Annotated in this window: 19 protein-coding genes; 16 read left to right on the top strand and 3 right to left on the bottom strand. The window is 60.1% G+C overall.

The annotated features are described in order from the left end of the window. Positions 1-188: 188 nt before the first annotated feature. The 13 genes from rpsB to lpxB all read left to right on the top strand — a co-directional run bounded on the left by rpsB (position 189) and on the right by lpxB (position 13,480). Positions 189-1,004 (top strand): 30S ribosomal protein S2, encoded by an 816-nt coding sequence (gene rpsB / locus ACHZCU_RS18005; RefSeq protein WP_319519951.1) that lies wholly within the window; start codon positions 189-191, stop codon positions 1,002-1,004. A gap of 221 nt (positions 1,005-1,225) precedes the next feature. Beyond that, positions 1,226-2,152: a translation elongation factor Ts gene (gene tsf / locus ACHZCU_RS18010; protein WP_319519952.1), complete on the top strand. Its 927-nt coding sequence runs from the start codon at positions 1,226-1,228 to the stop codon at positions 2,150-2,152. Positions 2,153-2,298: 146 nt separating this feature from the next. Continuing rightward, a complete protein-coding gene (pyrH, locus tag ACHZCU_RS18015) occupies positions 2,299-2,964 on the top strand; it encodes a UMP kinase (protein WP_319520127.1) in 666 nt (221 codons plus the stop codon). A gap of 52 nt (positions 2,965-3,016) precedes the next feature. Then, a complete protein-coding gene (gene frr, locus ACHZCU_RS18020; protein WP_106311214.1) occupies positions 3,017-3,577 on the top strand; it encodes a ribosome recycling factor in 561 nt (186 codons plus the stop codon). A gap of 39 nt (positions 3,578-3,616) precedes the next feature. Next, positions 3,617-4,363, top strand: a complete 747-nt coding sequence (locus ACHZCU_RS18025) for an isoprenyl transferase (RefSeq protein WP_106311053.1) — start codon at positions 3,617-3,619, stop codon at positions 4,361-4,363. After that, positions 4,363-5,241 (top strand): phosphatidate cytidylyltransferase, encoded by an 879-nt coding sequence (locus tag ACHZCU_RS18030; protein WP_319519953.1) that lies wholly within the window; start codon positions 4,363-4,365, stop codon positions 5,239-5,241. The genes ACHZCU_RS18025 and ACHZCU_RS18030 overlap by 1 nt, the downstream gene beginning before the upstream one ends. Then, entirely contained in the window at positions 5,231-6,367 is a 1,137-nt protein-coding gene (gene rseP / locus ACHZCU_RS18035; RefSeq protein ID WP_106311059.1) for an RIP metalloprotease RseP, read from the top strand. The genes ACHZCU_RS18030 and rseP overlap by 11 nt, the downstream gene beginning before the upstream one ends. A gap of 318 nt (positions 6,368-6,685) precedes the next feature. After that, a complete protein-coding gene (bamA, locus tag ACHZCU_RS18040) occupies positions 6,686-9,025 on the top strand; it encodes an outer membrane protein assembly factor BamA (RefSeq protein ID WP_106311062.1) in 2,340 nt (779 codons plus the stop codon). 44 nt (positions 9,026-9,069) lie between these two features. Further along, positions 9,070-10,125: a UDP-3-O-(3-hydroxymyristoyl)glucosamine N-acyltransferase gene (lpxD, locus tag ACHZCU_RS18045; RefSeq protein ID WP_319519954.1), complete on the top strand. Its 1,056-nt coding sequence runs from the start codon at positions 9,070-9,072 to the stop codon at positions 10,123-10,125. 25 nt (positions 10,126-10,150) lie between these two features. After that, positions 10,151-10,585 carry a 3-hydroxyacyl-ACP dehydratase FabZ gene (gene fabZ, locus ACHZCU_RS18050; protein WP_106311068.1) on the top strand — a complete coding sequence of 145 codons (435 nt, stop codon included), beginning with the start codon at positions 10,151-10,153 and terminating at the stop codon, positions 10,583-10,585. Next, positions 10,582-11,412, top strand: coding sequence for an acyl-ACP--UDP-N-acetylglucosamine O-acyltransferase (lpxA, locus tag ACHZCU_RS18055; protein ID WP_319519955.1), 831 nt, complete (start codon positions 10,582-10,584; stop codon positions 11,410-11,412). The genes fabZ and lpxA overlap by 4 nt, the downstream gene beginning before the upstream one ends. Beyond that, positions 11,409-12,290: a UDP-2,3-diacylglucosamine diphosphatase LpxI domain-containing protein gene (locus ACHZCU_RS18060; protein WP_319519956.1), complete on the top strand. Its 882-nt coding sequence runs from the start codon at positions 11,409-11,411 to the stop codon at positions 12,288-12,290. The genes lpxA and ACHZCU_RS18060 overlap by 4 nt, the downstream gene beginning before the upstream one ends. A gap of 26 nt (positions 12,291-12,316) precedes the next feature. Beyond that, positions 12,317-13,480, top strand: coding sequence for a lipid-A-disaccharide synthase (gene lpxB / locus ACHZCU_RS18065; RefSeq protein WP_319519957.1), 1,164 nt, complete (start codon positions 12,317-12,319; stop codon positions 13,478-13,480). A 67-nt stretch (positions 13,481-13,547) separates the two neighbouring features. Here the strand turns inward: lpxB and rpsI are convergent, their stop codons facing one another. Together rpsI and rplM are read right to left on the bottom strand one after the other, a co-directional pair. Beyond that, positions 13,548-14,027, bottom strand: coding sequence for a 30S ribosomal protein S9 (gene rpsI / locus ACHZCU_RS18070; protein WP_319519958.1), 480 nt, complete (start codon positions 14,025-14,027; stop codon positions 13,548-13,550). Beyond that, positions 14,027-14,491 (bottom strand): 50S ribosomal protein L13, encoded by a 465-nt coding sequence (gene rplM, locus ACHZCU_RS18075; RefSeq protein ID WP_319519959.1) that lies wholly within the window; start codon positions 14,489-14,491, stop codon positions 14,027-14,029. The genes rpsI and rplM overlap by 1 nt, the downstream gene beginning before the upstream one ends. Before the next feature lie 339 nt (positions 14,492-14,830). On the opposite strand from rplM, the gene ACHZCU_RS18080 reads away from it, so the two are divergent. From ACHZCU_RS18080 to murI, 3 genes are all read left to right on the top strand, one after another. Beyond that, positions 14,831-15,271: a VOC family protein gene (locus tag ACHZCU_RS18080; RefSeq protein ID WP_319519960.1), complete on the top strand. Its 441-nt coding sequence runs from the start codon at positions 14,831-14,833 to the stop codon at positions 15,269-15,271. Between the two features lie 93 nt (positions 15,272-15,364). Beyond that, positions 15,365-16,159 carry an RNA methyltransferase gene (locus ACHZCU_RS18085; protein ID WP_319519961.1) on the top strand — a complete coding sequence of 265 codons (795 nt, stop codon included), beginning with the start codon at positions 15,365-15,367 and terminating at the stop codon, positions 16,157-16,159. Then, complete coding sequence (gene murI, locus ACHZCU_RS18090; protein ID WP_319519962.1) at positions 16,152-16,967, top strand: glutamate racemase; 816 nt, start codon at positions 16,152-16,154, stop codon at positions 16,965-16,967. The genes ACHZCU_RS18085 and murI overlap by 8 nt, the downstream gene beginning before the upstream one ends. Here murI and ACHZCU_RS18095 read toward each other — a convergent pair. Further along, positions 16,964-18,277: an Nramp family divalent metal transporter gene (locus ACHZCU_RS18095; protein ID WP_319519963.1), complete on the bottom strand. Its 1,314-nt coding sequence runs from the start codon at positions 18,275-18,277 to the stop codon at positions 16,964-16,966. The genes murI and ACHZCU_RS18095 overlap by 4 nt on opposite strands. Positions 18,278-18,283: the final 6 nt, after the last annotated feature.

The raw sequence follows: 18,283 nt of genomic DNA on the forward strand, positions 1-18,283 counted from the left end.
GCGTGCCAGATCGCACGTCGGTCGGCCGAGGCTCTTGCAATTTCCTGAAAAACCGGGTATCGCGCCCTCATTCCACACGCAGGCCATGGGGTGTTCCGGGAGAAATCCGGGATGTTCCGCCGGTGACAGGCATTTCGGTGTCTGGTCTTGAGGTCTGCGGAGGTTCAACCGGAAAAGGAGAAAAGGCAATGGCATTGCCCGACTTTACCATGCGCCAGCTGCTTGAGGCAGGCGTCCATTTTGGTCACCAGACCCACCGCTGGAACCCGAAGATGAAGCCCTACATCTTTGGTGACCGCAACAACATCCACATTCTCGATCTCGCCCAGACGGTACCGATGCTGTCGCGCGCCCTGCAGGTCGTTTCCGACACCGTTGCCCGCAATGGCCGCGTTCTGATGGTCGGCACCAAGCGCCAGGCATCCGAGATCGTTGCCGATTCGGCACAGCGTTCGGCCCAGTACTACGTCAACTCCCGCTGGCTCGGCGGCATGCTGACCAACTGGCGCACGATTTCCAACTCGATCCAGCGTCTGCGCAAGCTTGACGAAATCCTCGCCAACGAGGCACAGGGCTTCACCAAGAAGGAACGCCTGAACCTCGACCGCGAGCGTGAAAAGCTCGACCGCGCCCTTGGCGGTATCCGCGACATGGGCGGTGTTCCGGACCTGATCGTCATCATCGATACCAACAAGGAAAAGATCGCCATCGAGGAAGCCAAGCGTCTTGGCATTCCGGTTGTCGCGATCGTCGATTCCAACTGCGATCCGGATGAAGTCGATTACCCGATCCCCGGCAATGACGACGCCTCGCGCGCGATTGCCCTTTACTGCGACCTGATCTCGCGCGCTGCCATTGACGGTATCGCCCGCCAGCAGGGCGCACAGGGCGTCGATCTCGGTGCTGCTTCCGAAGCGCCTGCCGAGACCGCACTCGAGGACGAATCCGAAGCGCCGGCTGAGGCTCCTGCCGAAGATGCCTCTGCCGAAAAGCCGGCAGAGTAAGTTTCAGGGTAAAAGGGTTGCGGTCAGACCGCGGCCCGCTCTGTATACTCAGAAGCGCATCGGTGTTGCCGGTGCGCTTCCTGCAAGAATTTGAGCCGGCGGGCCTGGTCGGTCTGCCGCAGGGGTTTCATCACCCTGTCACAGTACGGGTACACTTCGTTGCCCAACCGGCGGCGTTTTGATGCGACAACGCTGCTAAGCGAATGGACGAGAGGCAAGTTATGAGCACGATTACGGCTGCAATGGTGAAGGAACTGCGCGAAAAGAGCGGCGCAGGCATGATGGATTGCAAAAAGGCGCTCACCGAAAATGACGGCGACATGGAAGCGGCCATCGACTGGCTGCGCGCCAAGGGCATTTCCAAGGCCGACAAGAAGTCGGACCGCACGGCAGCCGAAGGCCTGATCGGCTTTGCCGGCGGCGACACGGAAGCTGTTGTTGTTGAAATCAACTCCGAGACCGACTTCGTTGCCCGCAACGAAGCGTTCCAGACCATGGTTTCCGGCATTGCCGAAGTTGCGCTGTCGACCGACGGTTCCGTCGATGCGATCAGCGCTGCGACCTATCCGGCAACCGGCAAGAGCGTTGCTGACAGCATCAAGGATGCAATCGGCACGATCGGCGAAAACATGACGCTGCGCCGCGCCGCCAAGCTTTCGGTCGGCTCGGGTGTCGTTGCCACCTACATGCACAATGCCGTTGCCGACGGTCTTGGCAAGCTCGGCGTTCTGGTCGCGCTGGAATCGGAAGGCGACAAGGCTGTTCTGGCCGCCATCGGCCGTCAGGTTGCCATGCATGTTGCCGCGACCAACCCGCTTGCCGTGCGCGCCGAGGAAGTCGACAAGGACGTTGCTGACCGCGAACGCGCGGTTTTCCTGGAGCAGGCCAAGGAATCCGGCAAGCCCGCCAACATCGCCGAAAAGATGGTCGAAGGCCGCATGCGCAAGTTCTTCGAGGAAGTCGCGCTTCTGTCGCAGTCCTTCGTCATCAATCCCGACCTGACGGTCGAGGAAGCTGTCAAGGAAGCCGAGAAGGAAGCCGGCGCACCGATCAAGGTTGCCGCCATTGCCCGTCTGGCGCTTGGTGAAGGCGTTGAGAAGGAAGAGAGCGACTTCGCTGCCGAGGTTGCTGCAACCGCCAAGGGCTGATCGTCCAACGGCTGGTAATTTGAAGGGCGCTGCGTGACATTGCGGCGCCCTTCGTGTATCCGGATGGCATTGCTTTTTAGGAGTTTGTGGTTTTGACGAATCCGATTTTCAGGCGTGTTTTGCTGAAGGTTTCCGGTGAGGCCCTGATGGGCAATCAGGGCTTTGGTATCGATGTCAACGTTGCTGACCGGATTGCCTCCGATATCGCCGAGGTCCGCGCCATGGGCGTCGAGGTCGGGATCGTGGTTGGCGGCGGCAATATCTTCCGCGGCGTTGCGGTGGCTTCCAAGGGCGGCGAACGCGTGACCGGCGACCACATGGGCATGCTGGGCACGGTGATCAACGCGCTGGCGCTGGCGACCTCCCTGCGCAAGATGGATGTGGATACGGTGGTGCTGTCGGCAATTGCGATGCCGGAGATCTGCCAGTCGTTTTCCCAGCGCGCCACACGCACGCATATGGATGCGGGCAGGGTGGTGATCTTTGCCGGCGGAACCGGCAATCCGTTCTTCACCACGGATTCGGCAGCAGCCCTGCGTGCAGCCGAGATCGGCGCGGAGGCGATCTTCAAGGGCACCCAGGTCGACGGTATCTATTCCGCAGACCCGAAGACCAATCCGGAGGCCACGCGCTTCGAAGCGCTGACCCACAGCCAGGTGCTGGAGCGTGGCCTGCAGGTGATGGATGTTGCCGCCGTTGCGGTGGCACGGGAGAACAATATACCGATTATCGTGTTTTCCATTCACGAACGCGGTGGTTTCGGCCGGATTCTGGCTGGCGGCGGCCGCAAGACAATCGTAACCGACGAATGATGACTGCGCGACGACCCCAAGGGCAGGTGTGGCGCAAGACGGGAGAATGATGATGAGCGATGCAACCGATATGAAAGATCTCGAGCGCCGTATGGAAGGCGCTGTCAACGCCTTTGTCGGCGACATTACCTCGCTGCGCACGGGCCGGGCTTCCGCCAATATTCTGGATCCGGTTCAGGTTGAGGCCTATGGTTCGAAAGTGCCGCTCAACCAGGTTTCCAACATCACCGTGCCGGAGCCGCGCATGCTGTCGGTCAATGTCTGGGACAAGGGCATGGTGAGCGCAGTGGACCGGGCAATCCGCGAATCGCATCTCGGTCTCAATCCGATCATGGACGGTCAGAACCTGCGCATTCCGCTGCCCGAGCTGAACGAGGAACGCCGTCGTTCGCTGGTCAAGGTTGCGCATGAATATGCCGAGAAGGCCAAGGTTGCGATCCGTCACGTTCGTCGCGATGGCATGGATGCGCTGAAAAAGGCTGAAAAAGACGGCGATATCAGTCAGGATGACAGCCGTTCGCTGTCGGATGAGGTGCAGAAATTGACCGATGGTGCGATTTCTCGCATTGAAGACTTGCTTGCGGAGAAAGAAAAAGAAATCATGCAGGTCTGATTTTTTAACCTGCATTTTTTCAAGAATTTGAGCAACGACATGACGCCATTCGCAGATAGTGCCAAGCCGGATCACGTTGCCATTATTATGGATGGCAACGGAAGATGGGCGAATGGTCGGGGTTTGAAGCGTATTTTCGGGCACCGCAAGGGTGTCGAGGCGGTGCGCCGCGCCGTTGAGGCGGCGCGGGACGCCGAAATAAGCCACCTGACCCTGTTCGCCTTTTCCTCGGAAAACTGGAAGCGGCCCAAGGATGAAGTCAGCGACATCATGGATCTGATCGCGATCTTCATTCACCGCGAGTTGCAGAACTATCATGCCCAGAACATGCGCTTCCAGATGATCGGCGAGCGTAACGGGCTGGGTTCCAAGGTTCTGGGTGCGCTCGAATACGCCGAGGAGCTGACCCGCAACAATACCGGCCTCCATGTCGTCGTCGCCGTGAACTATGGTTCGCGCGCGGAAATCGCGCGCGCGGCGGCAGCGCTGGCGCGTGAGGCGGTCGAGGGCCGGATTTCGCCGGACGAGATTAATGAGGCGCTGGTGTCCGGACGTCTCGATACGGCGGGGATCCCCGATCCCGACCTGATCATCCGCACCAGCGGAGAACAGCGTCTTTCAAATTTCCTGATGTGGCAATCGGCTTATTCCGAACTGGTGTTCCTGCCGTGTCTGTGGCCTGAATTTTCCAAGGACGTGTTTGACGAAGCACTCAGGGAATATGCGCGGCGCTCGCGTCGCTTCGGCGATGTGGTCCAGCCGACCGCTGTTATGACGGGGTCCTGATGGGCCGAGAACTGCAATTACGGATCATGTCGGGCGTGGTGTTGGCGCTTGCCGTTCTGACTGCGACCTGGTTCGGCGGTGCAGCCTTTCTGCTTCTCGCCGTCGGCATCGGCCTTCTGGTTTTTTACGAATGGCTGGCGATGAGCCGTTCCAGGCCTTCGGCCGGGCGCGGGGAAAGCATCACGGTTCTGCTGTCAGGCTGGGCTGTCATGATTGCGACCGCCATTTTGACGTTCCTGGAATTGTTTGTGCCCGCGCTGCTGCTTTCGGCAGTCGCCGCCGGCGGCGCCTGGGCCTATGGTCGCAGCAGACCGGTCCCGCTGTGGTTTGGCGGTGCGCTCCTCTATGCCGGTGCGGCGATGGTCTCACTAGCCGCCATCAGAAGCGGTAGCGCTGGCGGTCTTTACGCGACCCTGTTCATCTTTGCCGTCGTCTGGTCGACGGACATCATGGCCTATTTCGTCGGGCGCACGTTTGGCGGTCCCAAACTTGCCCCTGCGATCTCGCCCGGCAAAACCTGGTCGGGGGCCATTGGCGGCACGGTCTTCGGTGTTGCCGCCGCGCTTGGCCTTTGTGTTGCCTATGGTGGCAGGCCGTCGGTGCTTCTGGCCTTGCTGTCGGTGGTGCTGTCAGCGGTCAGCCAGGCCGGCGACCTGTTCGAATCGGCACTCAAGCGCCGGTGTGGTGCCAAGGATTCCAGCCATCTCATTCCCGGCCATGGCGGGGTGATGGATCGTGTGGATGGACTTGTCGCTGCCGCATTCGCGATGTTTATCTTGGCCGGTTTCGCCATGCTGTCCGGCATGGGCGACAGCGTCGGCGCGGTGCTTTTTCGGTGGAGTGGCCTGATGGTCCTGCCGCCCGTTCATGGAGCCTGAATTGGGTATCGGTTTTACAAACGCACCGGGAATGATCGTTGCCTTTCTGGTGGCGATCTCCTTTCTCGTCTTCTTTCACGAACTGGGGCACTATCTGGTGGCGCGTTGGTGCGGAATTCGCATTCTGGCGTTTTCGCTCGGTTTCGGCCCGGAGATTGTCGGGCGAACCGACAAGCATGGCACCCGCTGGAAGCTGTGCGCGATACCGCTTGGCGGCTATGTGCGTTTTTACGGTGACGAGGACGCTGCCAGCCGCCCCGATTTTGCCGGCGTGGACGCGATGCCGCCCGAGGAACGCGCAAAAACTTTCAACGGCGCAGCACTCTGGAAGCGGACTCTGACTGTTGCCGCCGGCCCGATTGCGAATTTCCTGCTGGCAATCGCTATTTTTGCGGTCATCTTTTCTGTTTACGGCCGCGGTGTTTCCGATCCCGTTGTCGGTGAGGTCGTTGCCGACAGCCCGGCGGCCGAAGCCGGGATACAGCCCGGCGATATCATGATGTCGCTCGATGGCCAGAAGGTCGGAACCTTCGATGCGGTGGTGCGCTATGTCAGCGTGCGGCCCGGCGTTCCCATCCATCTGACGGTGGAACGCGACGGTGCGCCGGTCGATCTCACGGTGGTGCCGGAACGCATCGAGGAGCAGGACCAGTTCGGAAACGCGATGGAGCTTGGCCGGATCGGTGTGGTGGGCACCCGCGATTCGGGTAATTTCCGTGTCGAGCGCTATCAGCCGCTTGAAGCGATCGGGCAGGGCGCGCTGCAGAGCTGGCACATCGTCGTCAGCACCTATGACTATATCACCAACGTGTTTGCCGGCCGCATGAAGGCGGATCAGATCGGCGGACCGGTGCGGGTGGCGACAATGGCCGGGCAGATGGCATCGCTCGGGATTGTCGCCTTTGCCAATTTCGCCGCGATTCTGTCTGTCTCCGTCGGTCTGTTCAATCTGTTGCCGGTGCCCATGCTGGATGGCGGCCATCTGCTGTTTTACGCAATCGAGGCCGTGCGCGGACGTCCGCTGTCGGTCAGGGTTCAGGAATTTGCCTTCCGCATCGGATTGTTCCTGGTGCTTGCGCTGATGGTTTTCGCCACGTGGAACGACACAATCGGCCGGATGGGTTGAGACATTCCGTTTTTAACCCTTTGAGACTGTTTGGCTAAAGCAGATGTGAATGATCTTGTGGCGAAGGGGGGAGTGTGCGAATGTGGCCTTGCCTTTGGCGCGGGAGATGATAGGAGAAGCGCAGTAGATACGTTTCGGTTATTGTAGCCTTCCGTTTACCATATTGTGAAAAGAACGTGGCGATTTGGCCACGCTTGGGGCGGAAGTTGCAAAAGTCGGGCGGCTTTCTATTGCGTGGAGGTGTGAAGTCTTTAGAACAAAAGACGGGAAAACCTCTAAAACGCTGATATTGAGCGATCATAAAGGGTAGATAATAGCATGGCCGGTTCAAGATTTTTGAACACAGTTTCAGGTGCGGCGCTTTCGTTGGCTGTCGCTGCTTCCGGGGGGATTGTTGCTGCTGTTGCCTTGCCCTCGAGCGCTTACGCTGCTGTTGTGAGTAATATTGTCGTCAATGGCACCAATCAGGCCGGTTCGGATGCGATCCGCTCCAAGCTGACGATCCAGCCGGGCCGCAGCTTCACCGACGCCGATATCAACCAGTCCATTCGCAATCTTTACAGCTCGGGCTATTTCTCCGACGTCAAGATTTCGGTTTCCGGTTCGACGCTCGTCGTGAATGTGACCGAGAACCAGCTGATCAACCAGGTCGTCTTCAACGGCAACCGCAAGGTTGACGACAAGAAGCTTCAGGGTGTCGTGCAGCTGCATTCGCTTGGTCCGTTCAACAGGGCGCAGGCCGAGCTGGATGCCCAGCGCATCAAGGACGCCTATTCGCAGATCGGCCGTTCCGACGTTGAGGTCAGCATTGATACCGCGACCGTTCAGGACAACAGGGTCAACGTTGCCTTTGTCATCGATGAGGGTGGGCGGACCAAGACCCGCAAGATCAACTTCGAAGGCAACAACACCTTCGGTGATTCCCGTCTGGCCTCGGTGATTTCCACCAAGCGCTCGACTCCGCTGTCGTTCCTGACGCGCAAGGATATCTACAATCCCGACAAGCTGCGTCATGACGAACAGCTTCTGCGTGATTTCTACAACAATCACGGCTTCCCCGATTATCGTCTGATTTCCACGGATGTGGATTACAGCGAGGAAGACAATTCCTATTCGATCACGTTCAACATTTCCGAGGGCGATCGCTATCGTTTCGGTGATATCGGCGTTGCATCGACGGTTGAAGGTGTCGATACCGCCACGTTGAAAGGCGACATCAAGACCAAGGCCGGCAAGATTTATGATGCCGACGATATTCAGAAGACCTCCGAATCGATCGCCGCATCGGTTTCTTCCCAGGGATATCCGTTCGCGCAGGTTACGCCGCGCGGCGACCGTAATTTCAGCAATGACACATTGTCCGTGAATTACGAGATCGATCAGGGTGTCAGGGCCTATATCGAGCGCATCGACATTGTCGGCAATACCCGTACGCGTGACTACGTCATCCGGCGTGAGTTCGAACTGGCCGAAGGCGACGCCTATAACCGTGAGATGATCGCGCGCACCAAGCGGCGGCTGGAAGCGCTCGGCTATTTCAGTGATGTCAGCATTACCACCCAGCCGGGCAGCGCGCCGGACCGCGTCGTTCTGGTCGTCGATGTGACCGATGAGCCGACAGGTTCGTTCTCGGTCGGCGCCGGTTACGATGCCGAAGGTGACTCGCTGGTTCTCGAACTCTCGGTTCAGGAACGCAACTTCCTCGGACGTGGTCAGTTCATCCGTGCATCGGCCGGTCTCGGCGACGACGATTCGCAGATCTACAACTTCTCCTTCACCGAACCCTTCTTCCTGGGCTATCGCGTGGCGGCCGGTTTCGATCTGTATCGCTCCTATTCGGCCTCGCAGGATTACTACACCTACGCCGAGACGGCCGGCGATATCCGCCTGACGGCGCCGCTGACCGACGATCTCAGCTCGACGATCAAATATGTCTATCAGCAGTTCGAATATGATGGTGCCGGCGACTGGGAAAACCCGAACAATCTGTCTCCGGTGTTCCAGAACCTGATCGATGGCAGCCCGTGGACCGTATCGTCGGTCGAGCAGTCCTTCGACTTCTCGAGTATTGATAACCGGCAGCTGCCGCGTGAAGGCGTTCTGGCCAACCTGACCAATACGGTTGCCGGTCTTGGCGGCGATTCGCACTATTACGCGATGACCGGTAAGGTCCGCTGGTACCAGATGATTTCGGATCAGGCAGATATCATCGGCTCGCTGACGGGACGCGGTGGTTTCGTAACGCCCTTTGATGATGATCTGAATGTGTTCGACCAGTTCACCATCGGTGGCCAGGAAATCCGCGGCTTCAAGCAGAACGGTATCGGTCCGCGCACGGTGCAGCAGGGCGATGCGCTCGGGGCACAGTATTATGCGACCATTTCGGCCGAAGCTAACTTCCCGCTTCCGCTCATCCCGGAAGACATCAATCTGCGTGGTGCAGCTTATGTCGACGCCGGTTCGGCCTGGGGCAACGCCGTTGAGGTTAACAATACGGCTATCGAGGGTACGGACTTTGCGGTCCGCGCGTCTGCCGGTATCGGCCTGATCTGGAACTCGCCTTTCGGCGATCTGCGCTTCGATTACGCCGTTCCGTTCGCCAAGGAAGATTTCGACGAGACCCAGCATTTCCGCTTCGGAATTGCCAACTCGTTCTGATCTCCCTGTCCAGAGCTTATTTCGTCACTGTTCTGGAGAGAAAAATGGATCAGAACCAGTTTTTCGGTGCGCGGCAGTCAATTCGTCTCGACGTGTTGGCTGAGCGCACCGGGTCGGTGTTGTCTAAACCCGATAGCGGCGACCGCATGGTTGAATCGGTGTCGCCGATCTATCGGGCAGGGCCCTACGATATCTGTTACATCCTTTCACGCAGCAATATCGATCAGCTGAGAACCTGTCGCGCGGCGGCGGTGTTCTGTTCTCCTGACCTTAAAAAGCATATTCCGGCGGAGCTGCCGGCACTTGTTTCAGATGCGCCGCAGCTTGCCTTTGCGCGTGCGGCGGCTCAGCTCTATCCGGCCGCGATGCGTCCGCAGGCCGCGCTGAACCGTCAGGCCGGCATTTCACCTCAGGCGGTTGTTGACGATACGGCTGTTATCGAGAAAAGCGTGCAGATCGAGCCGTTTGCGGTGATCGGTGCACGTGCGGTGATTGGCGCGGGCTCGCGCGTTCTGTGTGGCGCCGTGGTCGGAGCCGATGTGAAAATCGGCCGCAATGTCACGCTCGGCGCGCATGTTTCGGTGTCCAATGCACTGATTGGTAACAATGTCATCATCCATACCGGTGCGCGCATCGGTCAGGACGGGTTCGGCTATGCGCCGGGACCGACGGGCATGGTGAAGCTGCCGCAGGTCGGCCGGGTCATCATTCAGGACGATGTCGAAATCGGAGCCAATACCACGATCGACCGTGGGGCGATGGACGACACGGTCATCGGCGAAGGCACCAAGATCGATAATCTGGTTCAGATCGGTCATAACGTGCAGATCGGCCGGCATTGCGGTATCGTGAGCCAGTCGGGTGTCGCAGGCAGCACCAGGATCGGCGACGGAGTGATGATCGGCGGGCAGACCGGTATCAATGGCCATATCGAAATTGGCAGTGGCGCGCAAATCGCCGGCAAGAGCGGTGTGCTGAACTCCGTGCCTGCGGGAGACCGGATAGGGGGGAATCCCGCACGGCCGATCCGGGATTATCTGAAAGAAGTGGCAGAGATCGCACGGCAGTCAGCGAAATCGGGAGACAAAAAAGGTGAGTGAAGAAACGAAAGAAACGTTGGGGACGATGGATCTTCTGGAAATCATGAAGTTCCTGCCTCATCGTTACCCTTTTCTGCTGGTAGACCGCATTGTCGAGATTGAAGGCGACGAAAGCGCGGTCGGAATCAAGAACGTCACGGCCAACGAACCGCATTTCCAGGGGCATTTCCCGGAAATGCCGATCATGCCCGGCGTTCTTCTTGTCGAGGGAATGGCTCAGACGGCGGGCGCGATCTGTGCTCACAAGGCCAATGAAGTCGACAATCTCGTGTATTTCATGACGATAGACAATGCCCGTTTCCGTAAGCCGGTGGTGCCGGGAGATCAGGTGTATTACAAGGTCGTCAAACAGAAACAGCGCCGCCGCGTGTGGAAGTTCCACTGCGAGGCGCTTGTCAACGACCAGCTTGTCGCCGAGGCTGATATCGGTGCCATGATGGTGCGCAAGGACGAAGAATGACCAATATTGCCAGCTCCGCAAAAATCGACAGCCGCGCGATTGTCGAGGACGGAGCCGTGATTGGTGAGCACGCCGAAATCGGCGCGTTTTGTTACGTCGGCGCCAATGTTGTGCTCGGCGACAATGTGAAGCTTCTGCACCATGCGGTGGTTGAGGGGGCGACGCGGCTGGGTGATGACTGCCAGGTGTTTCCCATGGCGGTGATCGGCGGTGCCCCGCAAAGCATCCGTCATGACGGCAGCCAGACACGGCTTGAAGTCGGCCGCAACTGCGTCTTCCGTGAAGGCGTGACTATCAATACCGGCTCCTCCCACGGCGGCGGTGAAACCGTTGTCGGCCATGACAACCTGTTTCTGGCCAATTCCCATGTCGGTCACGACTGCCGCATCGGCAATAATGTGATCCTGTCGAACAATGTCATGGTCGGCGGTCACGCGACGGTCCATGACCGGGTGATCCTGAGCGGCGGCGCGGCGATCCATCAGTTCGTGCAGATCGGGCGACAGGCATTCATCGGCGGGCTCGCCGGCGTGGTCAACGACGTGATTCCCTATGCCATGGTCGTCGACAATCCCGCTTTTATGGGCGGGCTCAATGTGGTCGGCATGCAGCGCGCCGGCATGAGCAAGAGCGAGATCCATGCCGTTCGCAGGGCCTATCAGGCGATTTTTGCTGCCGGCACGGTCATCGGCAACGCCCGCGCCCTGCTTGAGAGCGGGGATGAGACAGAAGGCGCTGCCCGCGAAATCATCGACTTCGTTCTTGACCGCGACAGCGAGCGGGCTTTGACGACGCCCGGCTCCAGGCGGCGGGGCAGCAAGGCGTGAGTGCGGCATCGGCTTCCGGATCGGAGCCGGTCGCGATCATCGCCGGAAACGGCCGTCTGCCGTTTTATGTCGCCGAGGCCGCGCGTCAGGCCGGCACGCCGCCCTTCATCATTCAGCTGCGCAGCGAACGCAGCCATGACTGGTCCGGTTTTGACCATATGGAGGCCGATATCGGCGCGTTCCGGCCGGTCGTGACCGCCCTCCAGAAACGCGGCATACGGAAAGTAGTGCTGTCTGGCGGTGTGACGACGCGGCCGGACCTTCTCGGCCTCAGGCCGACCGCGCGGGTATTTCTGTCGCTTCCTTCGATTTTGAAAAAGCTGAAAAGCGGCGGCGATGACAAGGTGCTGCGCATGGTGATCGAGCTTTTCGAGCGCCATGGCTTCGAAATCATCGCAGCACAGGCAATTGCCGGCGATCTTCTGGCAACAGCGGGTGTGCTGGGTGCCGTTGCGCCGGATCGCGATGCGATTGGCGACATTCTGGCCGCGGGCGAAGCGGCGCGGACCATCGGCGCGATGGATATTGGCCAGGGGGCGGTCAGCCTTGGCGGCCGGGTTGTCGCGCTTGAAGGCGCTGAAGGGACCGACCAGATGCTGGAACGGGTCCGCACAATGCGTGAAAGCGGGCGGATATCGCGAAAGCACCGGGGCGCGCTTGTCAAACTGTGCAAACCCCAGCAGGATCTGCGCGCCGACCTGCCGTCGATCGGCCCGGAAACCGTGCGCGCGGCATCGGCCGCAGGCCTTGGCGGTATCGCGGTGGAAGCCGGACGCGCACTGGTGCTGGATCGCGCGGAAGCCATTGCGGAAGCCGACAGGGCAGGGCTTTTCCTTTACGGGCTCGAGCCGGACGAGATCGCAGCGCCCGCGTCGTGAACCAATCTCTTCATGGGAGTGAAGCCATGTCGAAAACTTTGAAGATCGGCGTGATTGCAGGCGAGGTTTCGGGCGATCTGCTTGGCGGCGACCTGATTGCGGCCCTGAAGACGATTCATACCGGCGACGTTGAGCTTGTCGGGGTTGGCGGCGATGCCCTTGGCGCCGAGGGGCTCGATTCGCTGTTCGACTATTCCGAACTGTCGATCATGGGGTTTACCCAGGTGATTGCGCGGCTGCCGCAGCTAATCAGGCGCATTCGCCAGACGGCCGATGCGCTGATTGCGGCACGGCCGGATGTTCTGGTGATCATCGACAGTCCCGATTTCACCCACCGGGTGGCAAAACGGGTGAAAAAGGCACTGCCGGATCTGCCCGTGGTCAATTATGTCTGCCCCAGTGTGTGGGCGTGGAAGGAACACCGCGCGCGCGACATGCTGGCCTATGTCGACCACGTGCTGGCGGTGCTGCCGTTCGAGCCGGAAGCCATGGAGCGGCTGGGCGGGCCGGAAACCAGCTTTGTCGGACATCGGCTGAGCGAAGAGCCGGGCGTGATCGCCGCCCGGCAGAGTTCTGCCCTTCCGGCTGCGGGCGCGCCGCCGACCATCCTGCTGCTTCCCGGCTCTCGCGCCGGCGAGATCAAAAGCCTCGCACCGGTCTTCCGGGATGTTGCGCGGATTTACGCGGAGCGCAATGCGATGCCCCGTTTCGTGCTGCCGACAGTGGCCCGCAGGGAGGAACTGGTGCGCGCGGCGATTGCCGACTGGCCGGTGAAGCCGGAGCTTGTCGTCGGCGATGCGGCCAAATGGAAGGCCTTCAGCGAGGCCCATGCGGCCGTGGCGGCCTCCGGCACGGTGGTGCTGGAGCTGGCGCTTTCCGGCATTCCGGTGATTTCGGCCTACAAGGCGGATTTCATCGGCCGGTTCATGCTGAAGAAAATCAGTATCTGGTCGGCCTCGTTGCCGAACTTGATCGCCGACCAGCCGCTGGTTCCGGAATATTTCGATGACACGATGCGGGCAGGGGCGCTGGCCCGCTGGATGGAACTTCTGACGCGCGACACGCCGCAGCGAAACACCATGCTCGAAGGGTTTGACGGGGTCTGGCAGCAGATGCGTACCGCGGTTTCACCCGGCAGACGGGCTGCGGAGGTGACCCTTCAGGTGCTGAAAGACCAGAACAGGCTGTAGCCGGAGGCCGGATAGCAAAAAGGGCCGCGATTGCGGCCCTTTTCGTAAACAGAAGCGGCTTTTGAAATCAGCGCTTGGAGAACTGGAACGAACGGCGGGCTTTCGCGCGGCCGTACTTCTTGCGCTCGACGACGCGGCTGTCGCGGGTGAGGAAACCACCCTTCTTCAGCACGGCGCGCAGTTCCGGTTCGAAATAGGTCAGTGCCTTGGAGATGCCGTGACGTACAGCACCGGCCTGGCCGGAGAGGCCGCCGCCGGTAACCGTGGCAACGATATCGAACTGGCCGGTACGCTCAGTCACGACGATCGGCTGCTGCAGGATCATCTGCAGAACCGGACGACCGAAATAGTCGGTGAAGTCCTTGCCATTGACGGTGATCTTGCCGGAACCGGCCTTCACCCATACGCGGGCGACGGCGTCCTTGCGCTTGCCGGTGGCATAGGCGCGGCCGAGATCGTCAACCTTGCGTTCGTGAACGGCGGCTGCGGGGGCTTCGGAGGCCGTGGCGACATCGCCCAGCGTCTTCAGATCGGACAGGTCAGCCATTAAGCGCTCCTTACATTCTTCTTGTTGAGCTTGGCAACGTCGAGAACTTCGGGCTGCTGGGCTTCATGCGGGTGGTTGGTGCCGGCGTAAACGCGCAGGTTCTTCATCTGGCGACGGCCAAGCGGACCGCGCGGAACCATGCGCTCGACAGCCTTTTCGATGACGCGCTCGGGGAAGCGGCCTTCGATGATCTGGCGCGCATTGCGCTCCTTGATGCCGCCGGGATAGCCGGTGTGCCAGTAGTACATCTTGTCGTTGTACTTCTTGCCGGTCATCGCGACCTTTTCGGCATTGATGACGATGACATTGTCGCCGTCGTCGACATGCGGGGTGAAGGTGGCTTTGTGCTTGCCGCGCAGACGCATGGCAACGAGCGAAGCGAGACGGCCGAGGACGAGACCTTCGGCATCAATCACGATCCACTTCTTTTCCACCTCTTCAGGCTTCTGGGAGAAGGTAACCATTTTCTGATACTCTCGATTTCATTCCGACCCCGAAGGGCGGACGTTTTTTGTTGCTTTACTTGGGGAACCCCAAGCGGGGCATATGCGACGGGCGCATGTGCTGGCGGTTGTATAGAGACAGGCTTGCGGAAGGTCAAGCGTCAATATCGCGCTTCTGGAATGTATTTCCATTGTTTTTCAACGGCTTAAAATATTGGTATTATAATACCGTATATATGACGGCCGGTTTACCGCCTGGATCCGCCTTCCGAGTATCGAAGGATAGCACATTGCGCTGGCGCTTTTGGCGAAAATATGGAACATATAAAGAACAAAAAGTGACAGATATGGGAGAGTTTCATGGCGTTTCAGCGCAGGATCAGCATGATCACGCTCGGTGTGGATGATCTGGCGGCGGCGACGGCCTTTTACGAAAGGCTTGGCTGGAAACGGTCATCGGCGTCTCAGGAGGGCGTCAGCTTTTTCGGCCTCGACGGCATCGTGCTCGGGCTTTTCGGGCGCAAGGAACTTGCCGAAGACGCCGGGCTTTCCGGTGTGCCGGCTGACAAGCCCGCCTTTTCCGGTGTGGCGCTTGCCTATAATGTCTCCTCGCAAGCCGCGGTGGATGAAACCATCGCCTTTGTCGAACGCTGCGGCGCGACCGTGGTAAAGCCGGGCGAGGCGGTGTTCTGGGGCGGTTACAGCGGTTATTTTGCCGACCCCGAAGGCCATTTGTGGGAGGTGGCCTATAATCCGTTTTCGCCGCTTGATGAACATGGTCATATGACCTTGCCGGAATGAACGGGTGCCGGACATGTTCGCAGCCTTTTCCTTGCAATCGCGGGCGTGCGGAGCGATAAGCCGCATCGTCTGAATGAATTGAAGAAGGATGCCATGGCAGGCACGAACAGCGAGCTTCCGCTCATCGCCGAAGGACCGGTGATCATTCTGGTGAACCCGCAGCTTGGCGAGAATATCGGCATGGTGGCGCGCGCCATGGCCAATTTCGGGCTTGCGGAACTGCGCCTTGTCGATCCGCGCGACGGCTGGCCGAGTGATACCGCGCGGGCTGCCGCCTCCAAGGCCGATCACGTGATCGATGGGGCGACGGTTCACGACACCCTGGTCGATGCGATTGCCGATCTCAATTTCGTCTATGCCACGACCGCCAGAAGCCGCGACGGATACAAGCCGGTGCGGGGGCCGGGCGTTGCCGCCAAAACACTGCGTCAGCGATACAGGGATGGCGAGCGCACCGGCATCCTGTTCGGCCGCGAGCGCTGGGGCCTCAATAATGAGGAGGTCGGCATGGCCGACGAGATCGTGACCTTTCCGGTCAATCCGGCCTTCGCCTCGCTGAATATCGCCCAGGCCGTGCTGTTGATGTCCTATGAATGGATGAAATCCGGCATGGAGGATGAAAGTCGGACGGCGTTTCAGCCTGTCGACCAGACGCCCGCCACCAAGCAGGACTTGTTCGGCTTTTTCGGCCATCTGGAAGACGCGCTCGATGCACGCGGCTATTTCCGCCCCGCCGACAAGAAGCCGCGCATGATCGACAATCTGCGTTCGGTGTTTACGCGGCGCGCCATGAGCATGCAGGAAATCCATCTGCTGCGCGGGGTGATTTCATCGCTTGATCGCTATACCCGCAAGAGCCCGCGCGGCGGCGAGGGCAGCGATGGCTGAGGCGCGCGAGGGTCCGGTTCTGATATTCGATTCAGGGATCGGTGGGCTGACCGTCCTGCGCGAGGCCCGCATGCTGATGCCGGACCGGCGTTTCGTCTATATCGCCGACAATGCCGCCTTTCCCTATGGCGACTGGCCGGAAGAGGCGTTGCTGGCACATCTGCTGGCATTGTTTGAGCGCCTGCTCGACGATATCCGGCCGGCCTGCGTCATCATCGCCTGCAACACGGCCTTCACGCTGGCAGGTGCGGCCCTTCGCGCGCGTTTTCATGAAACCGATTTCGTCGGCACGGTTCCGGCGATCAAGCCGGCGGCCGAACGCACCGCCTCGGGGCTGATTTCGGTACTGGCGACGCCTGCGACCGTGAAGCGGGATTATACGCGCACCCTGATTGAGAGTTTTGCCACGCATTGCCATGCCCGGCTGGTGGGGTCGAAATATCTCGCAGCCCTTGCCGAAGCCTATATCAGCGGTGGCGCTGTTTCCGATGAGGTGCTGTGGGCGGAAATCGCGCCCTGTTTTGTCGAGGAAGACGGGCGGCGCACCGATATCGTGGTGCTGGCCTGCACGCATTACCCGTTTCTCGCCAACCGTTTCCGCAAGCTTGCGCCCTGGCCGGTGGACTGGCTGAACCCGGCGGAAGCCATCGCCCTGCAGGCCAGACGCGTGCTGGGCCAGCGCCCTGCCGATGCAATCGGCGAAACCAACCGTGATCTGGCGATCTTCACCAGCCGCGACGTCCGCCCGGAGATCGCACGGCTGATGCAGGGTTTCGGCCTGATTGTAGCGAGCGGAGCGGTGTCTTAGCCGGCGGCAAGCCCCGGGATCGGCACGCCGAAGGTCTGCAGCAGAAGCACGATATTGAGCGAGAGGACGGCTAGCGAGCCGATGATGGCAAGCGCCCCGATCAGCCGTCCATTGGCATAATCGCCCATGATTGCCCGGCTGCGGGTGAAGATGACCAGCGAGATCATCGGTACCGGCAGCGCAATCGACAGGATGATCTGGCTGACCACCAGCGCTTCTGTGGCATTGACGCCAAGCGCCACGACCACAAAGGCGGGCGCCATGGTGATCAGCCGGCGCAGCCAGATCGGAATGCGGAAGCCGACAAAACCCTGCATGATCATCTGGCCGGCCATGGTGCCGACGACAGAGCTGGAAATGCCCGAGGCGATCAGCGAGATCAGGAAGGCGCCTGCGGCCGCACCGCCCAGAAGCGGGGTCAGCATGTGATAGGCGGTCTCGATTTCCGCCACTTCGCTGTGGCCCTTGTGAAAGGCGCTGGCCGCCATCATCACCATCGCCATATTGACCACGCCGGCAACGGCAAGGGCGAGCACGACCTCGATGTTGGAAAACCGCAGCACCCGGCGGCGGTCGTCCTCGTTTCTGGTCTTGACGCGGTGCTGGGTGAGGCCGGAATGCAGGAAAACCGCATGCGGCATCACCGTTGCGCCGATAATGCCGACGGCGATGGCAAGCGCGGTGGCATCGGGAATATCCGGCGTGACCATGTGAAAGGCGGCTTCGCCCCAGGCGATCGGCGCGATGAACAGTTCGACGATGTAACAGAGGCTGATGACGGCAATCAGGCTGCCGATGATCAGCTCCATCGGCCGGAAACCGCGGCGTTCAAACAGCAGGATGCCGTAGGTGACAATCGCCGTGACCCCCATGCCGGCCATCAGCGGCATGTCGAACAGCAGCGCAAGCCCGATAGCGCCGCCGAGAAATTCGGCAAGATCCGTCGCCATCGCCGCGATTTCGCTGACGATCCACATCAGGATGACCACGGGCTTTGAAAATTCGTCGCGACAGACTTCCGCAAGATTGCGGCCGGTGACGATGCCAAGCTTGGCCGAAAGCCCCTGAAACAGCATCGCGATCAGGTTGGCGAACAGCACCACCCATAACAGCGTGTAGCCATAGCCAGCGCCGGCCTGGATATTGGTGGCATAATTGCCGGGGTCAACATAGGCGATCGAAGCAATCACCGCCGGGCCGGCGAAAAGCAGCGCTGAACGCGGCCTGATATGGCCGGAAGCCATGGCCTGCTCGATGGCCGTATTGGTGCGATCACTTAGAGAAGGGCGTCTGGAATTATGGTCTGACATCTTGGA

Origin of the sequence: uncultured Martelella sp., from assembly GCF_963677965.2 — a bacterium.
Lineage (GTDB): Bacteria > Pseudomonadota > Alphaproteobacteria > Rhizobiales > Rhizobiaceae > Martelella > Martelella mangrovi.